25 protein-coding genes and 1 tRNA gene are annotated in these 22,357 nt (G+C 65.7%); 13 read left to right on the top strand and 13 right to left on the bottom strand.

Features of this window, described 5'->3' with window-relative positions; translation table 11 throughout:
* Positions 1–7: 7 nt before the first annotated feature.
* Together sufU and sufT are read left to right on the top strand one after the other, a co-directional pair.
* Complete coding sequence (gene sufU, locus THIARS_RS14590; RefSeq protein WP_094161524.1) at positions 8–511, top strand: Fe-S cluster assembly sulfur transfer protein SufU; 504 nt, start codon at positions 8–10, stop codon at positions 509–511.
* Positions 508–1,068 carry a putative Fe-S cluster assembly protein SufT gene (sufT, locus tag THIARS_RS14585; RefSeq protein ID WP_094161523.1) on the top strand — a complete coding sequence of 187 codons (561 nt, stop codon included), beginning with the start codon at positions 508–510 and terminating at the stop codon, positions 1,066–1,068. Before sufU ends, sufT begins: the two co-directional genes overlap by 4 nt.
* A 62-nt stretch (positions 1,069–1,130) precedes the next feature.
* Here the strand turns inward: sufT and THIARS_RS14580 are convergent, their stop codons facing one another.
* Together THIARS_RS14580 and ytfE are read right to left on the bottom strand one after the other, a co-directional pair.
* On the bottom strand, positions 1,131–1,415 hold the full coding sequence (locus THIARS_RS14580) for a DUF2249 domain-containing protein (RefSeq protein WP_094161522.1): 285 nt from the start codon (positions 1,413–1,415) through the stop codon (positions 1,131–1,133).
* Between the two features lie 54 nt (positions 1,416–1,469).
* On the bottom strand, positions 1,470–2,159 hold the full coding sequence (ytfE, locus tag THIARS_RS14575; RefSeq protein ID WP_094161521.1) for an iron-sulfur cluster repair protein YtfE: 690 nt from the start codon (positions 2,157–2,159) through the stop codon (positions 1,470–1,472).
* A 126-nt stretch (positions 2,160–2,285) separates the two neighbouring features.
* Between ytfE and THIARS_RS14570 the strand changes: the two genes are divergently transcribed.
* Positions 2,286–2,726 (top strand): RrF2 family transcriptional regulator, encoded by a 441-nt coding sequence (locus tag THIARS_RS14570; protein WP_094161520.1) that lies wholly within the window; start codon positions 2,286–2,288, stop codon positions 2,724–2,726.
* 7 nt (positions 2,727–2,733) lie between these two features.
* Here THIARS_RS14570 and THIARS_RS14565 read toward each other — a convergent pair whose 3' ends face one another.
* From THIARS_RS14565 to THIARS_RS18685, 3 genes are read right to left on the bottom strand one after another with little or no spacing between them, the layout of a single operon-like run.
* A complete protein-coding gene (locus THIARS_RS14565; RefSeq protein WP_094161519.1) occupies positions 2,734–3,138 on the bottom strand; it encodes a hemerythrin domain-containing protein in 405 nt (134 codons plus the stop codon).
* Positions 3,139–3,140: 2 nt separating this feature from the next.
* A complete protein-coding gene (locus THIARS_RS14560) occupies positions 3,141–4,088 on the bottom strand; it encodes a DNA-3-methyladenine glycosylase family protein (RefSeq protein WP_186436694.1) in 948 nt (315 codons plus the stop codon).
* Positions 4,085–4,222, bottom strand: a complete 138-nt coding sequence (locus THIARS_RS18685; RefSeq protein WP_186436693.1) for a hypothetical protein — start codon at positions 4,220–4,222, stop codon at positions 4,085–4,087. Before THIARS_RS18685 ends, THIARS_RS14560 begins: the two co-directional genes overlap by 4 nt.
* Positions 4,223–4,418: 196 nt before the next feature.
* On the opposite strand from THIARS_RS18685, the gene THIARS_RS14555 reads away from it, so the two are divergent.
* Positions 4,419–4,958: a hemerythrin domain-containing protein gene (locus tag THIARS_RS14555; RefSeq protein WP_094161517.1), complete on the top strand. Its 540-nt coding sequence runs from the start codon at positions 4,419–4,421 to the stop codon at positions 4,956–4,958.
* A 172-nt stretch (positions 4,959–5,130) separates the two neighbouring features.
* Here the strand turns inward: THIARS_RS14555 and THIARS_RS14550 are convergent.
* The 3 genes from THIARS_RS14550 to THIARS_RS14540 all read right to left on the bottom strand — a co-directional run bounded on the left by THIARS_RS14550 (position 5,131) and on the right by THIARS_RS14540 (position 8,293).
* Positions 5,131–5,207: transfer RNA gene (locus THIARS_RS14550), tRNA-Val, on the bottom strand.
* A 27-nt stretch (positions 5,208–5,234) separates the two neighbouring features.
* Positions 5,235–7,409 carry a RelA/SpoT family protein gene (locus THIARS_RS14545; protein ID WP_094161516.1) on the bottom strand — a complete coding sequence of 725 codons (2,175 nt, stop codon included), beginning with the start codon at positions 7,407–7,409 and terminating at the stop codon, positions 5,235–5,237.
* The gene (locus THIARS_RS14540) at positions 7,406–8,293 is read right to left on the bottom strand and encodes an alpha/beta fold hydrolase (protein WP_094162157.1); all 888 of its coding nucleotides are present in this window, start codon (positions 8,291–8,293) and stop codon (positions 7,406–7,408) included. Before THIARS_RS14540 ends, THIARS_RS14545 begins: the two co-directional genes overlap by 4 nt.
* A 155-nt stretch (positions 8,294–8,448) precedes the next feature.
* Between THIARS_RS14540 and THIARS_RS14535 the strand changes: the two genes are divergently transcribed.
* Together THIARS_RS14535 and THIARS_RS14530 are read left to right on the top strand one after the other, a co-directional pair.
* Positions 8,449–9,282, top strand: a complete 834-nt coding sequence (locus THIARS_RS14535; protein WP_094161515.1) for a thymidylate synthase — start codon at positions 8,449–8,451, stop codon at positions 9,280–9,282.
* 10 nt (positions 9,283–9,292) lie between these two features.
* Positions 9,293–9,823, top strand: coding sequence for a dihydrofolate reductase (locus THIARS_RS14530; protein ID WP_245845934.1), 531 nt, complete (start codon positions 9,293–9,295; stop codon positions 9,821–9,823).
* A 48-nt stretch (positions 9,824–9,871) separates the two neighbouring features.
* On the opposite strand, the gene THIARS_RS14525 is transcribed toward THIARS_RS14530, so the two are convergent.
* Positions 9,872–10,951 carry a TRAP transporter substrate-binding protein gene (locus THIARS_RS14525; protein ID WP_094161513.1) on the bottom strand — a complete coding sequence of 360 codons (1,080 nt, stop codon included), beginning with the start codon at positions 10,949–10,951 and terminating at the stop codon, positions 9,872–9,874.
* A 163-nt stretch (positions 10,952–11,114) separates the two neighbouring features.
* A complete protein-coding gene (pmbA, locus tag THIARS_RS14520) occupies positions 11,115–12,461 on the bottom strand; it encodes a metalloprotease PmbA (protein WP_094161512.1) in 1,347 nt (448 codons plus the stop codon).
* A gap of 102 nt (positions 12,462–12,563) precedes the next feature.
* Here pmbA and yjgA point away from each other — a divergent pair, with 102 nt between their 5' ends.
* From yjgA to THIARS_RS14490, 6 genes are all read left to right on the top strand, one after another.
* Positions 12,564–13,124: a ribosome biogenesis factor YjgA gene (yjgA, locus tag THIARS_RS14515; protein ID WP_094161511.1), complete on the top strand. Its 561-nt coding sequence runs from the start codon at positions 12,564–12,566 to the stop codon at positions 13,122–13,124.
* Positions 13,105–13,728 carry a molybdopterin adenylyltransferase gene (mog, locus tag THIARS_RS14510; protein WP_094161510.1) on the top strand — a complete coding sequence of 208 codons (624 nt, stop codon included), beginning with the start codon at positions 13,105–13,107 and terminating at the stop codon, positions 13,726–13,728. The genes yjgA and mog overlap by 20 nt, the downstream gene beginning before the upstream one ends.
* 138 nt (positions 13,729–13,866) lie before the next feature.
* Positions 13,867–14,838 carry an extracellular solute-binding protein gene (locus THIARS_RS14505; RefSeq protein WP_094161509.1) on the top strand — a complete coding sequence of 324 codons (972 nt, stop codon included), beginning with the start codon at positions 13,867–13,869 and terminating at the stop codon, positions 14,836–14,838.
* A 50-nt stretch (positions 14,839–14,888) separates the two neighbouring features.
* Positions 14,889–15,689, top strand: a complete 801-nt coding sequence (locus tag THIARS_RS14500; protein ID WP_094161508.1) for an ABC transporter permease — start codon at positions 14,889–14,891, stop codon at positions 15,687–15,689.
* Between the two features lie 19 nt (positions 15,690–15,708).
* Complete coding sequence (locus THIARS_RS14495; RefSeq protein ID WP_186436692.1) at positions 15,709–16,839, top strand: ABC transporter ATP-binding protein; 1,131 nt, start codon at positions 15,709–15,711, stop codon at positions 16,837–16,839.
* A 35-nt stretch (positions 16,840–16,874) separates the two neighbouring features.
* Complete coding sequence (locus THIARS_RS14490; protein ID WP_094161506.1) at positions 16,875–17,261, top strand: YccF domain-containing protein; 387 nt, start codon at positions 16,875–16,877, stop codon at positions 17,259–17,261.
* Between the two features lie 11 nt (positions 17,262–17,272).
* Here THIARS_RS14490 and THIARS_RS14485 read toward each other — a convergent pair whose 3' ends face one another.
* The 3 genes from THIARS_RS14485 to ompA form a co-directional block, all read right to left on the bottom strand.
* Positions 17,273–17,932 carry an HAD family hydrolase gene (locus THIARS_RS14485; RefSeq protein ID WP_094161505.1) on the bottom strand — a complete coding sequence of 220 codons (660 nt, stop codon included), beginning with the start codon at positions 17,930–17,932 and terminating at the stop codon, positions 17,273–17,275.
* Complete coding sequence (ubiG, locus tag THIARS_RS14480) at positions 17,929–18,630, bottom strand: bifunctional 2-polyprenyl-6-hydroxyphenol methylase/3-demethylubiquinol 3-O-methyltransferase UbiG (RefSeq protein WP_094161504.1); 702 nt, start codon at positions 18,628–18,630, stop codon at positions 17,929–17,931. The genes THIARS_RS14485 and ubiG overlap by 4 nt, the downstream gene beginning before the upstream one ends.
* Before the next feature lie 126 nt (positions 18,631–18,756).
* On the bottom strand, positions 18,757–19,449 hold the full coding sequence (gene ompA / locus THIARS_RS14475; RefSeq protein WP_094161503.1) for an outer membrane protein OmpA: 693 nt from the start codon (positions 19,447–19,449) through the stop codon (positions 18,757–18,759).
* 310 nt (positions 19,450–19,759) lie between these two features.
* On the opposite strand from ompA, the gene gyrA reads away from it, so the two are divergent.
* On the top strand, positions 19,760–22,354 hold the full coding sequence (gene gyrA / locus THIARS_RS14470; RefSeq protein WP_094161502.1) for a DNA gyrase subunit A: 2,595 nt from the start codon (positions 19,760–19,762) through the stop codon (positions 22,352–22,354).
* Positions 22,355–22,357 lie beyond the last annotated feature (3 nt).

Below are 22,357 nucleotides of genomic sequence, written 5' to 3'. Positions count from 1 at the left end.
TCGAGCCATGTCCGAAACTCCATCCAGCGACGCCACGCCTGACTTGCGCGATCTGTATCAGGACGTGATCTTCGACCATTACCGCAGACCGCGCCACTTCGGCCATCTGCCGCATCCCAACCGCAGCGCCGCGGGCCACAACCCGCTGTGCGGCGACCGCCTCGAACTCGAATTGCAGGTGGGCGACGACGGCTGCATCGAGGACGTGGCCTTCACCGGCGAGGGTTGCGCGATTTCCACCGCGTCGGCCTCGCTGCTGACCGAAGCGGTCAAGGGCAAGCGCGTGCGCGAGGCACTGGCCTTGTTCGAACAGATGCACGGCGCCCTGGTCGAGAGCCGCGCCGTGCCTGCCGATGCACTCGGCAAGCTGCACGTGCTCGAAGGCGTCAGGCAGTTCCCGGCGCGGGTGAAATGCGCCATGCTGGCCTGGCACACCCTGCGCAATGCCTTGACCCAGATCGGCACGGTCGCCAACACCGAAGAGCAGAACGAAACGGGTGCGCGGCCATGAGTGACGCCAGCACCGGTGCGACTTTGACTCTCGAGCGGGACACGCCAGCGACCCTCGTTCCGATCGGCACCGCCGGCGTTCTGCGCAAAGGCAGCGAAGTGCGCATCACCCAGCGCCTGGGCAGCCACATCACCGTGGTGTCGGATGGCTGCATGTACCGCATCGACGGCCGCCATGCCGACGCGCTGGGCCTGAACGACGGGCCGTCCGAAGCGATGACCGCGCCGACCACGCGCGAGGAAGCGGAGAAGGCGGTCATCGAGCAGCTCGCGACCTGTTACGACCCTGAAATCCCGGTCAACATCGTCGAGCTCGGCCTTGTCTACCGCTGCGAGGTCCGGCGCACCGACGACAGCGACATCGGCTGGACGGTCGACATCGACATGACGCTCACCGCGCCCGGCTGCGGCATGGGTTCGATTCTGACCCAGGAAGTGCATGACAAGCTCAGCCGCATTCCGGGTATCAGTCAGGTGAACGTGGAACTCGTGTGGGATCCACCGTGGAGCCTGGAGCGCATGTCTGACGCAGCCAAGCTGCAGGCGGGGCTGTGGTGAGCGCGTGATCCGGCGCGGCGAAGCGGGTCGCCGCACCGGGGCTGCGGGGCCGGTCCCGCGGCTCAGGCTCCGTTTTGCACGTGGAAGTCGATGCGCACGCCTTCGTGCGAGCGGGTCACGTATTCGATGCGCACCTTGTCGCCGAAATGCTGCTCGATCTGCGCCAGTAGGGGCAAGGGATCGTGGTCGTTGAAAAACGCCATGGTTTCGCCGGGCTCCAGCGCGCTGAGCGCGCCGAAAATCGCGGCGTGGCGGAAGCGCTTGGCGATGCCGCTGGCATCGAAGGGATAGGTGCTGTCGGCACGGCGGTGGGAATGCGGTTGGTTGACGACGTTCAGGGGTTCCATGGTCGGCTCCTTGGGTTGGTGTGGTGGGAAAGATGGCCCCGCGGCGCGAAGGCTTCAGCCCCGGCCTTCGAATTGCGGGAAAAGAATGTTGTTTTCGGTGTGGACGTGCTGCATGAAGTCGGCGACGAATTTGTCCAGGCCGGCATACAGCGCGCGCCAGGTGTTGCATGCCTCGGCGGGCAAGCGCAGATCGTGGGTGAGGTCCTGCACGCGCCGCAGCATGAGGCCGTGGTCGTCGTGTTCTTCGCGCATGCGCGCGATCGGCGGCGCGAGAAAGCCGCCCGGATTGCGGCGCATCATCGGAAACAGAATCTGCTCCTCCTTTTGCATATGCGCCTGCAATTCGTCCTGCATCTTTTGCAGCAACGCGGCCAGGCCCGCGGGGACGTCGGGATGGCTTTGGTGCACGCGCTCGACCTTGGCGGCGAGGGTGATCAGTTCGGGAAGCTCGCGCCGGTGCACGTCGTGGAAGCGGCTGACGATGAGGTCGATCAGGGTGTTCGGATCATGCGGCGTCTCGGCCGGCGCTTGAACATCCAGAGCGAGAAGCTCGCGCTCGATCTCGGCGATGTCGAGTTGCAGCGCGCGCGCTGCGGCTTCGAGGGTGGTCTCGCCGCCGCAGCAGAAATCCAGGCGATGGCGGCGAAACACGGCGGTGGCGCCTGGCAAATCACGCGCCAGATGGCCCAAGGGGCGGGTGGCAAGGGGCAAGCTCGGGCTGGCCTGGCGATCGGGGTTCGGCATGGTGGGCTCTCCTATCCGGAGGATGTGGGGGGAAACGCTTAAACAGGTATGGTGGATTCCACTATAAAATTCTTTAGTGGCATTTGCAATACCCATTTTGTCGTCCCCTCGCGAACAGGCCCCATCATGCGACTGACATCCTTCTCCGATTTCGGCTTGCGCGCCCTGCTCGTGCTGGCCGGCAGCGAGCGCGAAACCTGGTCGAGCGTGGATCTCGCGGCCAAGCTCGACATTTCGCGCGATCACCTCATCAAGGTGCTGCAACGCCTCGCCGTGGGCGGCTACGTGCAGGCCACGCGCGGCGTGGGCGGCGGCGTCAAGCTGGCGAAACGCGCAACGGCGATCCGGCTTGGCGACGCGCTGGAATGGCTGGAAGACGATCCCGCGCTGGCCGAGTGCTTTCGCGACGACGGCGGCCGGTGCCTGCTCACCGGCTTTTGCGCCTTGCGCCCGAAACTCGAGCGCGCGCGCCGCGCGTTCTATGCCGAACTCAACGCCACGACCCTGGCGGACTGCTTGAATCCCGCGCTGCGCGAGTTCGTCGCCGCGCCACTTTCCGCGGCTTGAGCACACCTCAGCGCCGGGTTTCGATCAACAAGCCCTTTTCTTCGCGCTCTAAATGATGTTCGAGCAGGTGCTGCATGAGCAAAGAGGCATCGAGCAACGCCAGGCGCTGTTCGGGCTGGTCGAGTCGGGCTGGCTGGCGGGCCAATGTGTCGCGCCACTCACCGAGCATCGCCGCCAGCTTGGCATGCTCGGCCAGATAGACCTTTGCCGGCCAGCGCGCGGCGGCAGGCAGCTGCGGAATCAGCTCTGTCTCCTCGATCGCGATATGCGCCGCGTGCAGGCCTTGCAGCACGTCGCGCGCGGCACGCGCTTCGGTCACGTCGCCGGCGAGCAGACCCAGGCGCATGCGCTGCATCGCCGCCAGCATCGCGACATGCTGGGCGGGTAAATCGTCATCCAGATTCCGGGCCATGTTCAGGCTCCTCCTGTGCATGCGTGTTGCGAATCGAGGTGGCCGGCGTCTTTGAGCCGCTTGAGCAGAATGTGGAAATACACCATCCCGGCATAGGGCTGCCAGCGCGCCATCAGCGCTTGGGTGGACTGCGCATCCAGCCGTTCGGGCAAGCCCAGCCACAAGGCCAGATGTTTATGCGCGCCGACATCGTCCACCGGAAACACCGTCAAGCGGCCGAGCCCGCGCAAGGCCACGTATTGGGCACTCCAGCGCTTGATGCCGTGCAGTCGCGACAGCAGCCGCAGCACTTGCGCATCGTCGGTCTGCGCGAGTTGCGCGTCACACAACGCGCCATTCTCGATCGCGGCGGCGGCTGCAAGCAGGTAATCGGTTTTCTGCCGGCTCCAGCCCAGATCGCGCAGGAATTCGGGACCTGCAGCCAGCACCGCCCGCGGTTGCGGGAACGCAAGCACGCCCGCGTCGCATTGGGTCTGCGGGGCCAATGCCGACGCCAGCTTGCCGAGCATGGCGATGCCACTGGCCAGACTCACTTGTTGGCAGGCGATGGCATTGGCCAGCGCCTCGAACAAAGCGGGAAAACGTGGCGGCTTCATGCCGCGGAAACGCGCCGCCAGCGGCGCGAGTGCAGCGTCGCTGGCGGCGAAACGGTAAAAACCTTCGAGATCGATGTCCAACCCCAGCGCGCGGCGCAGCAGACCGGATACCAGCTCCTGCGCCACGTCGCGCCGGCCTTCCGGGCCCTGGACCGCGACCAAGAGTCTGGGTGCCGCGGGCACTCCACCCTGCTCGACCGCGATACGCAAGACCGAAGCGCCCAACGCCACGCCGCGCGCATAGCGCCTGCCGTCCCAGGCGTCGATGCGGTTGCCCTGCTGCCTGCGCAAAGCCCAGACAGTTAGGTCCAGCCTGAACGGCGGGCGAGGCGTCAGTTCGAACTCGAATGTCATGCCGCACGCTTGCGCCGCAGACACGCCTTGTCCAGGCCGAAGTCCCGCACCGCGAGTCGATCGGCGCGCAGGCGAAAGCCCTCGCTTGCCTCCACAGCTTCTTCGACGCGCTTGACAGCGGGACGTGCAGTCATGATGCTTTTCGGGTTGAAGCGATCCGCCTCCGGAATCAAACATGCATTGTGCATGCTTCTTTAATGCTCTAGGCTGCCATGACTTGCATGCCAGTGCGCACGTCACGCGCCAACTTCTGTGCTGGTGACAGCGGAACTGCCCTGGCCATGGGTAGAGCCCGCGCCAGTGAGCGTCGCCTTTTCAACGAGATTCGACATGGATATCAGCCTTCTTCCCGGAACGTCCCCTGCCGCGGGATTCGACGCGCCGCTGGACATGCTTTCGGCCTGCCACGGACGCATCGAAAAACAATGCTCGACGCTGCGGCGCCTGGCGCCTCACTTGGCGGAACACGGGGCCGATGCGGACGCCAGACAAGCCGCCGCCAACGTGATGCGCTATTTCGACACGGCGGGGCGCGATCACCACGCGGACGAAGAGCAAGATCTGTTCCCCGCGCTGCTGGAATCGATGGCGGGATCCGACGCCGTGTGCCTGCGCGACATCACCATGGCCTTGACAGGCGAGCATCGCGAACTCCATGCCGCCTGGGCGGCGTTGCGCACGCAGTTGGACAGCGTGGCGCGGGGCGATGCGAGCGCGCTCGACGCCGCCGCCGTGGACGATTTCATCGTTCGTCATCTGCGCCACATCGCGCGAGAAGAAAACGAACTCATCCCGATGGCCAAACGGCTCTTGAGCGAGGTGCAACTCCAAGACCTCGGCAAAGCCATGCGCGCGCGGCGCGGGGTGTGAGTGCGTGCCATGACGATGCGCTTGACGGTTCCCCCGCGCGGGGAATTGTCGTGCCGTCAAGAAGAGCCTCCGCCTCACGCGCCCAGGCCCCCGCCGCGGGCAAGAAAAAACCCCTAGGCTGTTGAATTCCTAGGGGTTTTTTCACTGCTGCGCACAGGGACGCACACGGATCTGGTAGGCGGTATTGGAATCGAACCAACGACCTCTTGCATGTCAAGCAAGCGCTCTAACCATCTGAGCTAACCGCCTGCGAACCCGCAATCTTAGCATCACGCGCTAGCGGCGCGCAGCCTTGCGTACGCCTTTGACTTCACGCAGCATGTTCAGCGCGTGCTGCAGCTTCTCGAGACCGCGCAGCTCCACGGTAAAAAGCATGTGCGCGGCGTCGCCTCGGCTTTGGGTCTGGACGCCGATGACGTTGATTTTTTCCTTGGAGAACACCTCGGAAATATCGCGCAGCAAGCCTTGCCGGTCGGCTGCCTCGACAAACAGATCGACCGGGTAAGCGGTTTCACCCGGCTGGCCCCAGGTCACCGGGATGACGCGCTCGGCATGCTGCAAGGCCAGGTTGCGCGCGTTCGGGCAATCGGCCCGGTGCACCGATACGCCGCGCCCGCGGGTGATGAAACCGCGAATCGAATCCGGCGGCGCGGGTTTGCAGCACTTGGCCAGTTGAGTCAGCAGGGCATCGACACCGACGACGAGAACGCCGCCCGACTGCTGGGTTTTGGCCGCTTTGAGTGGCATGCCAAGCTCGGCGTCCATGCCCGCGGCCGGGTCCTGACCGCGCAAATGGGCTTCGATCTGCCGCAACGACAGCGCATCGCTGCCGACGCGCTCGAACAGTTGCTCGGCGCTTCGAAAACCGAGACCGCCGGCCAGTTCCTGCAGGCTCAGGCCGGTCTTGCCCTCGCGCTGCAGCAGTTTCTCCACCTGGGCGCGGCCGTTGGCCAGCGTTTGCTCGAGGTGCTGGGCGTTGAACCAGGCGCGGACCTTGGCGCGCGCGCGCTGGGTGCGCAAAAAGCCGAGCTCGGGATTGAGCCAGTCGCGCGAGGGACCTCCCTGCTTGGCGGCGACGATCTCCACCGTCTGGCCGTTGCGCAGCGGCGTGTTGAGCGGGACCAGCACGCCTTCCACGCGCGCGCCGCGGCAGTGATGCCCGAGCTCGGTATGCAGGGCGTAAGCGAAGTCCACCGGCGTGGACCCGCTGGCCAGCTCGACGATGCGGGCCTGGGGCGTGAGCACGTAGATGCGGTCGTCGAAAGGGCTGGCCTCGTCGGGCGCGGGGGCCGTCGGGCGGCGCGGCGCGCCCTGGCCCACCAGTTCGCCGTGCAGGGTAAGAAGCTGCCTGGCCAGGGCGATTTTCGCGTCGTAGTCGGATGCCGCGCTGACGCCCTTGTACCCCTGCGTGCCGGCCTCCTTGTAGGCCCAGTGCGCGGCAATGCCCTGCTCGGCGTGGTCGTGCATGGCCTGGGTGCGGATCTGGATCTCGATCGGCACGCCCCTGGGGCCGCGCACCACGGTATGCAAGGACTGGTAGCCGTTGGGCTTGGGTTTGGCGATGTAGTCGTCGTACTCCGCGTCCAGCGGAACCCACAACGCATGCACGGCGCTGAGCGCGGCATAGCAGGCGTCGACCGACGGCACGATGAGACGCAGCGCCAGCAGGTCCATGACCTCGTCCACGTCGAGCGATTTGCCCTGCATCTTGCGCCAGATGCTGTAGATGTGCTTGCTGCGGCCGCTGATGCCCGCCTCGATGCCTTGCAGCGCCAACGCGTTGCGCAGCTGCTCGATGGCCTGCGTGATCAGCGCCTCGCGCTGGGCGCCGTGCTGGTTGAGCCATTGCGCAATGCGCGCATAGGCCTCGGGCTGGGCGAAACGAAAGGCCAGATCCTCGATTTCCCATTTGATCGGCCAAAGGCCAAGGCGGTTGGCGAGCGGCGCGTACACCTGCAGGGATTCGTGGGTAAACGCCGGCTCGGGCCGGCCGCCGGTTTGCGCGTAGTGGCGCAGCGATTGCAGGCGCGATGCCAGGCGCAGCAGCACGACGCGCAGGTCCTGCGAAAACGCCAGCAGCAGGCGCCGCATCAATTCCAGGTGGCGCGCGGACTCCTGCTCGCCCATGCCGCGCGCGGCGCGAAACACGTCGACCAGCTTGCGATTCTCCATGGCCAGCATGGTCATCTCGCGGCCGAAAGCCTTCGTGAGCTGCTCCTCGGGTTTGGCGAGCTGGGTTGCCGCCTGGCTGAGGTAGGCGGCGGCGCAGGTGGGTGCATCGGCGCCGATGGAGGCCAGAATGGCGCTTGCGCCGTCGGCATGGCGCAGCGCGGGCTCGCCGGTTTCCATCGCGATGCCTTCGAGCAAGGCGGCGGCGAAAGCGCGGGCCTTGGCCTGCAGACTGCCGGCCTGGGGTTCGCCAGCTGCCGGAAGATGGGCTGGAGACGTCATAGTGCGGGCAGCCGGGACGTGAGGAATGCGACGACCGGCTCGATCTGATCGGCGTGCACAAGCATCGGCGCATGGCCGACGCCGCCGAACTCGACCAGCTGCGCCCCGGGTCCGCGCGTCGTCATGGCCTGGGCTGTGGCGGGCGCCAGGATGTCGGATTCGGCACCGCGCAGCACCAGGGTCGGCGCCTTGATCCCATCGTAAAGCGCCCACAGCGCCTGCTCGCCCGTCTGCGCCGCCTCGGGGGTGACTTGCGCCAGGGCCACGCCGATGCGCGGGTCGTAGTGGAGGCGCCAGCCGGCGCCGTCGGGCACCAGCATGGGCCGGCTGAATTCCAGCCATTCCTGCGGCGTGCGGGGCCCGAAGCCCGCAGAAATGGAGGCGAGGTAATCGGCACCTTCCTGGACCGTGCCAAAGCGCAGCGGCTGGCCGACGTAGCCGCCGATGCGTTGCAGGCCGCTGGGCGCGACGGACGGGCCGATGTCGTTGAGCACGAGCGCGTCGATCGGGCTGTTGCGCAAGCCCGCCAGCCCCATGCCGATGAGCCCGCCCATGGACGTTCCGACCCAGCCCAGCCGACGTGCATCGAGCCGCGCCAGCAGCGTGACCATGTCGGCGCCGTACTGCGGGAGCTGGTAGTGCAGCGGCTGCTCCAGCCAGTCGGAACGGCCGCGGCCAGCCACGTCCGGGCAGACGACGCGGAAGCGCCCCTGCAAGGCCCGCGCGAGATGGTCGAAATCGCGCCCTTGCCGGGACAGGCCGTGCACGCAGACGACCACGTCGGGGTTGTCGGCGACGCCCCACTCCCAATAGGCCATGCGATGCAATCCGCCCGGATGCAGGCATTGCACAAAGCGGAGCCGGGGCTGGGTCGTATCGAGCATGGCTTGGTCATCCATCGTGGGGTTGGCGAGGTCTGATCTTAGGTCGCCGCGCCGCGTCCCGCCCAACATCAATACACTGCATGGCTTGCGCATCCGCGCGCCGTCGAACCCGCGCGCCGGCATGACCGGCGCGCTCCAGAGGCGACCAGCCCATCATGTCCAGTTCCATCATTCCGAGTCCCTACGAAGACCTGCTGCGCCAAGTCCTGAGCCACGGGGCCGACAAGGCCGACCGCACCGGCACCGGAACGCGCAGCGTGTTCGGCGCGCAGTTGCGTTTCGACCTGCGCCAGGGCTTCCCCCTCGTCACGACCAAGAAGGTGCACCTCAAGAGCATCATCGTCGAGTTGCTGTGGTTCCTGCGCGGCGACAGCAATGTGGGCTTCCTGCGCGAGCACGGCGTGACCATCTGGGACGAATGGGCACGCCCCGACGGGGAACTCGGGCCGGTTTACGGCGTGCAATGGCGCGCCTGGCCGACCCCGGACGGGCGGCATATCGACCAGATCGCCCTGCTGCTGGACGGCCTCAAGCGCAACCCCGACTCGCGCCGCCACATCGTCAGCGCCTGGAACGTGGGCCAGCTCGAGCAGATGGCCCTGCCGCCTTGCCACCTGCTGTTCCAGTTCTATGTCGGCCCGCCCGCGAGACCCGGCGGCCGGCCGCTGCTGAGTTGCCAGCTCTACCAGCGCAGCGCCGACCTGTTCCTCGGCGTGCCGTTCAATATCGCCAGCTACGCCCTGCTCACCCACATGGTGGCGCAGCAATGCGACATGGACGTGGCCGACTTCATCTGGACCGGGGGCGACTGCCACATCTATCACAATCACTTCGAGCAGGTGCGCCTGCAGCTCTCACGCCCCCCCTATCCCGCGCCCACGCTGCGTTTCAAGCGCCGGCCGGACAGCCTGTTCAGCTACACCCTGGACGACATCGAAGTCGCCGGCTACCAGCATCACGCGCCGATCAAGGCGCCCGTGGCTGTCTGAAGGTTCCACCATGAATGCAATGCAAACCCAGGCGAAGCAAGCACTGCCGCGCGTCGCGGTCATCGCCGCGGTGGCCGGCAACGGCGTGATCGGTCGCGGCAACGGCCTGATCTGGCATCTTCCCGCCGATCTGGCCCACTTCAAGCGCGTCACCCTGGGCCATCCCATCCTCATGGGCCGCAAGACCTGGGAGTCCATCGGCAGGCCGCTTCCTGGCCGGCGCAACATCGTCATCAGCCGCGACCCGGGTTATGTCGCGCGCGGCGCCGAATCAGCCGGGTCGCTGCAGGAAGCGCTGGCCCTGTGCACCGACGTCCCCGAGGTCTTCGTCGTCGGCGGAGCGCAGATTTACGCCGAAGCCCTGCCCCTGGCCCAACAGCTCTGGCTGACCGAAATCCACGCCGAACCGCAGGGCGACGCGCGCTTCCCGGCCTGGAACCGGGCCGACTTCATCGAGGCCAGCCGCGACCCGCATCCGGCCCAGGGCGACCTTCCGGCGTTCGACTTCGTCCTCTACGAGCGCAGCGTGCGAACCGCATGAAAAAGCCGCCCGCAGGGGCGGCTCGGGTCGTGCGCGCTGGCCGCGTTTTTACAGCTTGCGCGTCATCATGAAGCGGTCGAACTCGTTTTCGGCGACACGGAACCAGAGAATGTCGTCGTTGCGGAACTTGGCCCAGTCGGTATAGACCTTTCTCCAGTTCGGATTGGATGCCGACAACTCGCCGTAGATGTCGCTTGCCGCCTTGTACGACGCTTCCATGACCGCCTTGGGAAAAGGCTGCAGTTTGGTGCCCTTGCCGACCAGTTCGCGCAGCGCGTCGGGGTTCTTCGCATCGTAAGTCGCCTGCATGTTCACATGGGCATGCGACGCGGCCACCTCGACCACGGCCTTGTATTCGGCAGGCAGTGCGTTCCAAGCCTTGGTGTTGACGAACAGGTCGAGTTCCGGGCCGCCTTCCCACCAGCCGGGATAGAGGTAGTTCTTGGCCACCTTGTAGAAACCCAGTTTGAGGTCGTCGTAGGGGCCGACCCATTCCGCGGCGTCGATCGTGCCTTTTTCCAGGGACGGATAGATATCGCCGCCCGGGATGTTCTGCGGAATCACGCCGATGCGCTCCATCACCTTGCCGGCAAAGCCGCCGATTCGCATCTTCAGGCCTTTCATGTCGGCCAGGCTCGTGATGGGCTTGCGGAACCAGCCGCCCATCTGCGCCCCCGTGTTGCCCATCGGGAAACTGATGATGTTGTAACCGGCATAGAACTCGCGCATGAGCTTCAAGCCGTTGCCCTGGTACATCCAGGCGGTCATCTGGCGTGAGTTCATGCCGAAGGGCACGGCGCAGCCGAGAGCGAAGGTCGGATCCTTGCCGAAGAAGTAGTAAGGCGCGGTGTGGCAGCATTCGACCGTGCCTTGCTGGACGGCGTCGACCACGCCGAACGGCGGCACCAGTTCTCCGCCCGCATGCACGGAAATCTCGAACTTGCCGTTCGTGGCTTCCTTGACCTTCTGCGCGAACACGTGGGCCGCGCCGAAAATCGTGTCCAGGGAATTCGGAAAACTCGACGCCAGGCGCCAACGGATGGCCTGTTGTGCCATGACGGCTGGCGCGGCGCCAGCGGCGAGGATGCCGGCCAGGCCGGCATTTTTGACGAATGAACGACGTTTCATGAGGTCTCCCGTGATGTTTGTGTGAAATGGCAACCTGCTTTGACACCAGCAGCGTCGAATCCGGTGCAGGTTGAAACGTATTGTAGATATTGGTTACACGCGATCCACAGGAGTTTCCCGGGCACCGCTGGCGGCCGATGGCGATCAGCGGTGCGCGTTCATCTCAATGACCGGCCACGGTCATCGAGTCGATCAGCACCGAACCGGTCGAACGGCTTCCGCTTTGGTACACGTCCGCGCCCACGGCGGCCATGCCGAGCAGCATGCTGCGCAGATTTCCCGCGATGGTGATTTCCTGCACCGGGTATTGGATGACGCCGCCGTCGACCCAGAAGCCCATGACCCCGCGGGAATAGTCGCCGGTGACGTAGTTGACGCCATGGCCCATGAGTTCGATGACGAACAGGCCGCGATGCATCTTGCGCAACATCGCCGGGAGGTCGTCCCCCGGGCGGGTGAGCCGGCTGCTCAGCGTGAGGTTGTGCGGTCCGCCCGCGTTGCCCGTGGTGGGCATGCCGAGCTTGCGGCCCGAATAGGTGGACAGGAAATAGCCTTCGAGCCGCCCTGCCCTGACCACGCGGCGCGCGCGCGTGCGCACGCCCTCGTCGTCGAACGGCGCCGTGCCCATGCCATCGGGCACCTTGGGGTCTTCCAGCAGGTCGATGTGGCCGGGCATGATCTGCTTGCCCAGATGGTCGACCAGGAAGGATGCCTTGCGATACAGCGTGCCGCCACTGGCTGCATGCACAAGCGACCCGATCAGCCCGGCGGCGAGCGGCGCCTCGAACAGCACCGGGTATTGCCCGGTCGGCATCTTGCGTGCGCGCAGACGCGACAGCGCACGTTCGGCCGCATAGCGCCCCACCGCCTCCGGCGCAGCCAAATCATCCGCGCTGCGCTTGCTGCTGTACCAGTAGTCGCGCTGCATGTCGTTGCCTCGGCCGGCGATCGGAACGCACGACAGGCTGTGGCGCGACGTGGCGTAGCCGTTCGAAAATCCTCGCGAATTCGCCAGCACGAAGTGCATATGCTGCGCCGACACGCTGGCGCCTTCGCTGTTGCGGATGCGCGGATCCGTGGCGAAAGCGGCGTCCTCGGCCCGGCGCGCCAGTTCGGCCGCGGCCTCCACGCTCACATCCCAGGGGTGGTAGAGAAGCGGATCACGCGCCGACTTGGCCAACAGTTCGGGTTCGGGAAGACCCGCGCAATCGTCCTCGGCCGTGTAACGGGCAATATCGAATGCGGCGAGCACGGTGCGGCGTATGGCTTCGGGCGAGAAGTCGGATGTGCTGGCATGCCCCTTGCGTTGACCGGCGTAGACCGTGATGTCCAGCCCCTTGTCCGTGTTGTGCTCGACCTGCTCGATCTTGCCGCGGCGCACGTTGACGCTCAGGCCCTGGCCCTCGGAAATCTCCACGGCCGCGTCGCTGGCGCCGGCCTGGCGCGCTTCCTTGAGCGCCAGAGCGGCGAGGTCTTGGAATTGGGTTTTGGTGTATGCGAATTGACCCACGTTGAACCTTTATTCGTATCGAGAAGGGAGATAAGCGCCCGGGAACCGCGGCAAACCGGGCTCCGAACCGAGAACCCGGGGTGCGGACGATAATACGGGCCGATGAAATCCCCCTCCCACCTTGCCGCCGCGCCGCATGACGCCGACGCCCGGTCGCTTGCCGACCTGCCGCCCAGCAAGAGCCAGCTCAAACGCGACATGCAAGCCTTGCAGGATCTCGGCGAGCAGCTTGCCGCCCTGCCCGCGCACCGCATCGACGTGCTCGACGCGCCCGACCCCCTGCGCCAGGCCCTGCGCGAGATGCAGCGCATCCGCTCCCACGAGGGCCGCAGGCGCCATGCCCAGTACATCGGCAAGCTCATGCGCAAGATTGATCCCGCGCCACTGCGCCAGGCGCTGGCCGATGCCACCGGCGAAAGCCGCGAGGCGGTGGCTCGCATGCATGCGCTCGAAGACTGGCGCACCCGGCTCCTGCAGGACGACGCGGCGCTGACCGCGTTCCTGCACGACCACCCGCACGCCGATGCCCTCTCCTTGCGCCAACTGGTGCGGGCCGCGCGCGCAGAGCAGGCCGCCGGCAAGCCGCCACGCCAATACAGGGCGCTCTACCAACATCTCAAGACCTTCCTCGACCCGTCCGACCATGACCCAGACAAATCCTGACCCCCGGCAAGGCGCCGAGTTCGATCCCGTCCACATCGGTCTGGTGTCCATCAGCGACCGCGCCTCCAGCGGCGTCTACGCCGACCAGGGTCTTCCCGCGCTGCGCGAATGGCTCGACCGCGCCCTGCTCAACCCCGTGCGCTACACCGAACGGCTGATTCCGGACGTGCGCGCCACCATCGCCGAAACCCTGCGCGAGCTGGTGGACGTGGCCGGCTGTCAACTCGTGCTGACCACCGGCGGCACGGGCCCCGCCCCGCGCGACGTGACGCCGGAGGCGACCATCGACGTGGCGGACAAGCTCATGCCCGGCTTCGGCGAGGAAATGCGACGCATCAGCCTGAACTTCGTGCCGACGGCCATTTTGTCGCGCCAGGTGGCCGTGATCCGCAAGACCTGCCTGATCATCAATCTGCCCGGTCAACCCAAATCGATACGCGAAACCCTGGAGGGCGTGCGCGACGGCGCAGGGGCCGTCACGGTCAGGGGCGTGTTTGCCGCCGTGCCGTACTGCATCGACCTGATCGGCGGGCCTTACCTGGAAAGCGACCCGGCGGTCTGCGCCGCGTTCCGCCCGAAGTCGGCCCTGCGTCCGCAGCGCTGAGCTTGACGGCAGGCACGTAGGCAGGTCGATTTCGGTCTACGATATGCAGCAAACGTTCATCGCCGTGGCATCCATGGCGCGAATCGCGATCGCGACGAAAACTTGAGAATGATCCGCCTCACCACAAGGAGACTCCGCATGCGCGCCCACCGTTGGAATCAACCCCTCGCCGCCCTTGCGTTCAGCGCCGTGGCCCTGGCCGCATGCGGCGCCCAGGCGCAAGCCGAAACCCTCACGGTCTTCGCCGCCGGAACCCTGGGCAAGACCTTCACGGAGTTGGCGCGCAGCTTCGAGAAGGACCACCCAGGCGTGACGGTGCAGCCGCAATTTGGCGGCAGCGTGAAAATGGTCAAACAGGTTACGCAGTTGCACATGCCGGCCGACGTGGTGGCCGTGGCCGACTACTCGGTCATTCCGAAGTACATGTACGCCGAGCAAGGCCAAGCCGCCACCGCGGACTGGTCGATCGGCTTCCTGCGCAATGCCATCACCTTCGTCTACACGCCGAAGAGCAAGGACGCGTCAAAGATCGACGCGAGCAACTGGTACAAGGTGCTGAGCGAGCCTGGCGTGCAAATCGGCCGCTCCAACCCCGACACCGATCCGTCCGGCTACCAGACCCTGCAAATGCTCGATCTGGCGTCGGGCTACTACCACGATCCGCAGCTGGCGCAGAAGGTGCTGGCCAACGCGCCCAAAACCAATATCCGCGACACCGAAACCGATCTGATCTCCGCGCTTCAACTCGGCCAGATCGACTATCTCGCCATCTATCGGTCGGACGCGCTGCAGCATCACCTGCGCTACATCCCGCTCCCCCCCCAAATCAACCTGAGCGATCCAAAATTCGCCGCGAGCTACGCCAAGGCCGTCGCCCATACGGCCAACGGATCGCTGCCGGGCAAGCCCATCGTGTACGCGCTCACGATCCCCAAGGGCGCGCCACACCCCAAACTCGCTGCCGAGTTCATTGCCTATCTTCTGGGTCCGAAAGGCCAGGCCCTGATCGAGAAGAACGGCTTTGCCCCGGTGCACCCCGCCTACGCCCAGCATGCCGACAAGATGCCGGAGGCCCTGCGCAAGCTCACCGTGCCCTGGCCGGGGCAGTGATGGCGCATGCCTCTTCTGATCACATCTGCCACGCCACGGTCTGAGCCACGATGCGCACCCAGCGCGGCCTGATGTTCTGGGTCTTCTGGCTGGCCGCCTGCCTGGTGCTGGCCTTCATCACCCTGCCGCTGTTGGCCCTCGTGCTGCACCCTTCCCTCGGGCAGTTGCGTGAAGCGGCCATGCACGTGGGCGTTCGCGACGCCTTCCTCGTCAGCCTCGAGGGCGCGGCGCTGTCCACCGCCTTGTCCATGCTGTTTGGCGTGCCGCTGGCCTATCTGCTGGCGCGGCAGCAGTTCCGCGGCAAGACCGCCATCGAAACCATCGTCGACCTGCCGCTCACCGTGCCGCACACCATCGCGGGCATTGCGCTGCTGCTCGTGTTCTCGCGCCATGGCTGGCTCGGCCCTGCAGCCGCGCACCTTGGTCTGTCGTTCTGGGGCACTTTCGCCGGAGTGGTCCTCGCCATGGCCTATGTGGGCCTGCCCTACGCCGTGAACGCGGCGCGCGTGGGATTCGAGGCCGTCGATCCCCGCCTGGAGAAGGCCGCGCGCAGCCTTGGAGCCGGACCGTGGGCGACTTTCACCGGCGTCAGCCTGCCGCTGGCCTGGCGAGGCGTGATGACGGGGCTGACCTTGTGCTTCGCCCGCGCCATCGGCGAGTTTGCCGCCGTGGTCCTGCTGGCCTACTACCCGATGAGCGCACCGGTGAAAATCTACGAACTCTTCCTCCAGGCCGGCCTGAACCAGTCCGTCGCGGCCTCCGTCCTGTTCCTGACCATCGTGCTCGGTCTGTTCTGTGCGCTGCGCTTGCTGGCCTATGGACGCCGCGTCGAACGCGTTGCCCAAGCCTGACGTTGCGCAGCCCCTGACCATGGGGCCATACGCACTGGCGCTGCAGGGGCTCGTCACCGCCGTAGGTCGGTATCGCAGCCAACCCATCGCGCTGCGCCTGCTGCCGGGGCAGACCCTGGCGCTTCTGGGTGGCAATGGCGCCGGCAAGACCACCCTCCTCGACACCATAGCCGGTTTCCTGCGCCCTCTGGCCGGCGCAGTGTGGCTGGCGGGTCGCGACTGCACGGAGGAGCCCCCCGAAAAGCGCCGGATCGGGTATCTGCTTCAAACCGATGCCCTGTTTCCCCACCGCACGGTAGCCGAGAATCTGCAGTTCGGCCGGCTCGCGGCCGAAAACCTGGATGCGCTGCTGGATCGTTTCGATTTGCGCGCCCTGGCTTTGCGCCGCCCGGGTCAACTCAGTGGTGGCGAGCGCCAACGCGTCGCGCTGGCCCGCGCGCTGGCCGGCGAGCCCGACCTTGTCCTGCTCGACGAGCCGCTCTCCGCCATCGACCCGGCAACCCGCCCGGCGCTGCGCGATGAACTCGCCCGCCACCTGCGCGACTGCCGGGCGCCGTCGATCATGGTCACGCACGACCCTGCCGACGCCCTGGCGCTGGGACAACTCGTGGGCGTGATGGACGCCGGCGAATTGCTGCAAGTCGGCCCCGCCGCGGACGTCTTCAAACGCCCGAACCGGCTGCGCACGGCGCGCCTGCTCGGCGTGGAAAACATCTGGCCGGGGATTGTGAACGAGCATCCGGACGAAACGCTCGTGCGCATCGGCCTGAGCCCGGACGACGCAAACTGTTTCGTGGACGCCGCGAGGCCGCACAACGGCATGCCGTTGCTTGCGGGCATGCGCGTGCGCGTGTGCGTGCGCGCTGCCAACCTGATCGCCGCACCGTGCCAGCAGCCCCCCCCGGCCGGATACAGCCGCCTGCCGATACGCCTGCTTGACGCGATGCCCCTGTCGACCGCCATCCAGTTGCGCGGCCGCTTCGGGCCGAATCTCGATGCGCTGGCTTATGCGCCGCCATGGCAAATGCGCGGCTGGACACTGACGCCGGATGAGCGCCTGGCGCTGCATCTGCATGCGGAGGACGTGCACATCCTCCAGGACGACGACGCGCCGGATCCCGCCCCGCCGCAGCGTCGGCCGGCACGATAGACTCGGGGACCGCCACACTCTCGCAGATCCGGCCCATGCGTCTCATCGGCAACATCGTCTGGTTGATTTTCGGCGGCCTCTACATGGGGCTGGCTTGGTGGCTTGCCGCGCTGCTCTGCGCGTTATCCATCGTCGGCATTCCTTGGGCGATTGCCGCGTTTCGCATCGGGGCCTTCAGTTTCTGGCCCTTCGGCAGGCGCATCGCCGACAAGCCGGGCGGCGCCATGGCCGCGACCTTCGGCGCCCTGGGCAATCTCGTCTGGGCCCTGCTGTTCGGCTGGTGGCTGGCGCTTGGCCATTTGCTCTCGGCCGCGCTCTGCGCCATCACCATCATCGGCATCCCGTTCGCCTTGCAGCACATCAAGCTGGCCGGCTTGTCATTCCTGCCCTACGGCAAGGACATCGTGCCCATCATGCCCTGAGTCAGCAGGACTCAGACCAGCCCGAGCTGCAAGAACTCGAGAGGCTCGTCGAGCACGTAACGCGCGCCCCACCGCCTGGGCTCCCGATGGCCGCAATAGCCGTACGCCGCTGCCGCCGCATCCATGCCGGCGGCATGCGCCGCCTGCATATCACGCAGGTCGTCCCCGATGTAGATGCAGTCGCTCGCGGGTAGCTCGAGCAGGGTTGCGGCATGCAAAAGCGGATCGGGCGAAGGCTTGGGCCGCGCTGTCGTGTCGCCGCTGACCACGCAAGCCGGCACGCCGGGCATGGGCAGGTTTGCCAGCAATTGAAGCGTCAGATTGGAAACTTTGTTGGTCACGATGCCCCACGGCAGCGCACGGCTGCCAAGGTGCTCGAGGATTTCGCCGACCCCCGGGAACAAACGCGTGTGCACGCAGATGGAGTTGGCATAGTTGCGCAGGAACTCGTCGCGCAACACGGGGTATTCGGGATCGTCGGGCGAGCGTTCGAACCCCACCTGGATCAGTCCCCGCGCGCCGTGCGAAGCCATGGGACGCAATTGCGCCAATGGCAATGCGTCCATCCCCCGCTCCAGGCGCATCCGGTTGAGGGCGGCGGCCAGATCCGGCGCCGTATCGGCAAGCGTGCCATCCAGATCGAACAAGACAGCCTTGTAAGGCGGCGTCATGGCAGGCGACGGCAGGCGAGAAAGTAGTTCACGTCGACGTCGGAGCCGAGCCGGAACCGACGATCCAGCAGCCCGAACTCCAAGCCCTTGAACTCCACGGGTTCGAGCCCGGCCGCGCGAGCCCAGCCGGCCAACTCGCTGGGTCGGATGAACTTCGCGTACTCGTGCGTGCCTTTCGGCAGCAGGCGCAACAGATATTCCGCGCCGAGTATGGCCAGCGCAAAGGCCTTGGCATTGCGGTTGATCGTGGAGAAGAACACCCAGCCGCCAGGGCGCACGAGACGTGCCGCGGCCTCCACGATGGACGCAGGCTTGGGCACGTGCTCCAGCATTTCCATGCAGCACACCACATCGAAATGCGCAGGTTGCTCGGCGGCGAGCTGCTCGGCCGAGACCAAGCGGTAATCCACCGCGACGCCGGTTTGCAGGGCGTGCAGGCCGGCGACCTTGAGCGCCTTGTCGGCCAAATCGATGCCCGTCACCTGGGCGCCTTCGGCGGCCATGGATTCGCTCAGAATGCCGCCCCCGCACCCGATATCCAGAATGCGTGCTCCTCGCAGCGCAGTGTGACGCGCCATCCACTCCATCCGCAAAGGATTGATGTCGTGCAAAGGCTTGAACTCGCCATCCAGGTCCCACCAGCGATGGGCGACATCGGCAAATTTTTTCAGCTCGGCGGGTTCCGCGTTGAGGTTCACGATCGGCTCTCGAAAAACAGGCGTGCAAAGGCTTGGAGTATGCCACCGCGCGTTTGATGCAAGACCATGACGGCCATGAAAAAGCCCCGCCAAAGCGGGGCTTTTTCAGGTTGGCAAGCGATTCGCTTACTTGGTCACCATGTGCGAGCCCACGATCTCGACCACGGCGCGGCGGTTCGGAGCCTGGCACTCGACTTGTTGCTTGAAGGTGCCCTTGCAGCTCTTGGGATCGACACGGAAATCGGTCTTGCCCTTGCCTTCGATGTAGATCTTGTCAGCCGGGATGCCCTTGCTGACCAGATAGGCCTTCACGGCTTCGGCACGGCGCAGCGACAGTTTCTGGTTGTAGGCCACGCTGCCGAAGCTGTCGGTGTAGCCGGTGGAAACCACGGTCTCGAGGTTCACGGCCTTGATTTTCTCGGCCAAGTCATCGAGCGCTTCCTTGCCGGCTGGCTGCAGAACCGCCTTGTCGAACTGGAAGAAAGTATCGGCCGAATAAGTCACCTTCTCGCTCACGGGAACCGGAGCGGGCGCAGGCGCAGGCGCAGGAGCGGGTGCCGGAGCAGGAGCGGGTTCTGGCGCGGGAGCCGGGGCCTCGACCTTGGCGACGATCGCGCCATCACACCCCTTGGCAGCAGTCGCCGGCGTCCAGAAGCCGTCGCGCCAGCAAAGTTGGTTATCTCCGCTCCTCCACACCAAGCCGTACGGATCCTGCCAATTGTTGATGCTCGTGGCATCTTGCGCAAAGGCAACCGTGCCCACAGTGGCCGTCACAGCGGCGACTGCCATAAGCTTGACAAATTTATGTACTTTATTCATCGTTTTTCCTTTCAAGAATAAGGACAGCAACGGCTTGCAACTTACAAGCTCATCAAAGTGAGCGCGAGCCGTGCCACACAGGGCCAGGCCCAAAGGAATCTCCAGTCCTCGCATTTTGCCACAGGATTTGTAGGACGTGGATGACAAATCGTCAGCCTTCGCCCAGCGCAAGCCTGTCGACAGCGGCTGGGGAGGGTCGCGCGGATGGGCCGGCGGCATCCCGTGCACCCCGCGCTGCTACCATTAAAAGCTTGATTTTTGATGGTGCCGCGCGTGTAAATCCGCAGCGGCGCCTCGTACTGGGTCCCGAATGTCCGCCTACGCCAAAGAAACCCTTCCAGTCAGCCTGGAAGAAGAAATGCGCCGTTCCTACCTGGATTACGCCATGAGCGTGATCGTGGGCCGTGCCCTGCCCGACGTGCGGGATGGCTTGAAGCCGGTGCACCGCCGCGTGCTGTTCGCCATGCACGAACTGAGCAATTCATGGAACCGCCCCTACAAGAAATCCGCCCGTATCGTCGGCGACGTCATCGGTAAATACCACCCCCACGGCGATCAATCGGTCTATGACACCATCGTGCGCATGGCGCAGGATTTTTCCCTGCGCTACATGCTCGTCGACGGTCAGGGCAACTTCGGCTCCGTGGACGGCGACAACGCCGCGGCGATGCGCTACACCGAAATCCGCCTGGCCAAGATCGCCCACGAGATGCTGGCCGATATCGACAAGGAAACGGTCAATTTCGGCCCCAACTACGACGGCTCGGAGCAAGAGCCGCTGGTCCTGCCCGCGCGCATCCCCAACCTGCTGCTCAATGGTTCGGCCGGCATCGCCGTCGGCATGGCGACCAACATCCCGCCGCACAACCTGGGCGAGATCATCAACGGCTGCCAGCACCTGCTGCGGCATCCCGAAGCGGACGTCGAGGAACTGATGCAGCACATCCCGGCGCCGGACTTTCCCACCGCCGGCATCATCTACGGTCTCACCGGTGTGCGCGACGCCTACCGCACGGGGCGTGGACGCGTGGTGATGCGCGCGCGCTGCCACTTCGAGGACATCGACCGCAGCCAGCGCCAAGCCATCATCATCGACGAGTTGCCCTACCAGGTGAACAAGCGCACGCTGCTCGAGCGCATCGCCGAACTCGTGCAGGAGAAAAAGCTCGACGGCATCAGCCACATCCAGGACGAGTCGGACAAATCCGGCATGCGCGTGGTGATCGAGCTCAAGCGCGGCGAGCTGGCCGAAGTCGTGCTCAACAAGCTGTACAAGCAGACCCAGTTGCAAGACACCTTCGGCGTCAATATGGTGTGCCTGGTGGACGGCCAGCCGCGCCTGCTCAACCTCAAGCAGATGCTCGACGCCTTCCTGCAGCATCGGCGCGAGGTCATCACGCGACGCAGCGTGTTCGAGTTGCGCAAGGCGCGCGAGCGCGGTCATGTGCTCGAAGGCCTTGCCGTGGCGCTGGCCAATCTGGACCGGATGATCGAGTTGATCAAGGCCGCGCCCACGCCGCCGATCGCGAAAGAGCGGCTGCTCGAAGAGATCTGGGCGCCGGGCGAAGCCCGCGCGATGCTGGCGCGCGTCGAAGGCAATCCCGAAGATTTCCAACCCGACGACCTGGATCCGCGTTACGGCCTCAAGACAGACGGCTACCGCCTGTCGGACGTGCAGGCGCAAGAAATCCTGCAGATGCGCCTGCAGCGGCTCACCGGGCTGGAACAGGACAAGATCGTCCAGGAGTACAAGGATGTCATGGCGCAGATCGCCGATCTGCTCGACATCCTGGCCAAACCCGAGCGCATCACCCAGATCATCGCCGACGAGTTGACCGCCCTCAAAGCCGAGTTCAACGACGCACGCCGCTCGACCATCGAGCCCAACGCCACCGAACTCGACATCGAGGACCTGATCGCGCCGCAGGACATGGTGGTCACCATCTCGCACGTGGGCTACGTCAAGAGCCAGCCGATGGACGAATACCGCGCCCAGCGCCGCGGTGGCCGCGGCAAGCAGGCCACCGGAACCAAGGAAGACGACTGGATCGACCAGCTCTTCGTTGCCAACACCCACGACATGCTGCTGTGCTTTTCGAATCGCGGCCGCGTGTACTGGATGAAGGTGTACGAGGCGCCCCAGGGTGGACGCGGCTCGCGTGGCAGGCCGCTGGTGAATCTGTTCCCGCTGGCCGAGGGTGAGAAGATCACGGCGGTCCTGCCGGTGAAGGCCTTCGACGAGGATCATTTCGTGTTCATGGCCACGGCCCGCGGCACGGTCAAGAAGACTCCGCTCTCGGCATTCGCCAATCGGCGCACCGCGGGCATCATCGCCTGCGGGCTGGACGACGACGACTACCTCGTCGGCGTGGCGATCACGGACGGCAAGCATGACGTCATGCTGTTCTCCGACTCCGGCAAAGCCGTTCGCTTCGACGAGAACGACGTGCGCCCGATGGGCCGCGAGGCGCGCGGCGTGCGCGGCATGCATCTGGAGGACGGCCAGAACGTCATCGCCATGCTGGTGGCAGAAGACGAAAGCCAGAGCGTGCTGACGGCCACCGAAAACGGCTACGGCAAGCGCACCTCCATCGTGGAATACACGCGCCACGGCCGCGGCACCAAGGGCATGATCGCCATTCAGACCAGCGAGCGCAACGGCAAGGTCGTGGCGGCCTGCCTGGTACGCCCGGAGGACGAGATCATGCTCATCACCGACACCGGCGTGTTGGTGCGCACCCGTGTCGCCGAGATCCGCGAACTCGGCAGGGCCACACAAGGCGTCACGCTCATCGCCCTGGACGACAAGGCGCAGCTCATCGGCGTGCAGCGCGTGGCTGAATCCGACGCGTCGGCGGAGGACGCCGAGCCCGGAGCTCAGACTGGCAGCCCAGCCAATGCCTGACCC

Source organism: Thiomonas delicata (assembly GCF_900088825.1).
GTDB lineage: Bacteria > Pseudomonadota > Gammaproteobacteria > Burkholderiales > Burkholderiaceae_C > Thiomonas_A > Thiomonas_A delicata.
Note: the sequence above shows the minus strand (reverse complement) of the source record. Positions and strands in the feature narration are given on the sequence as shown.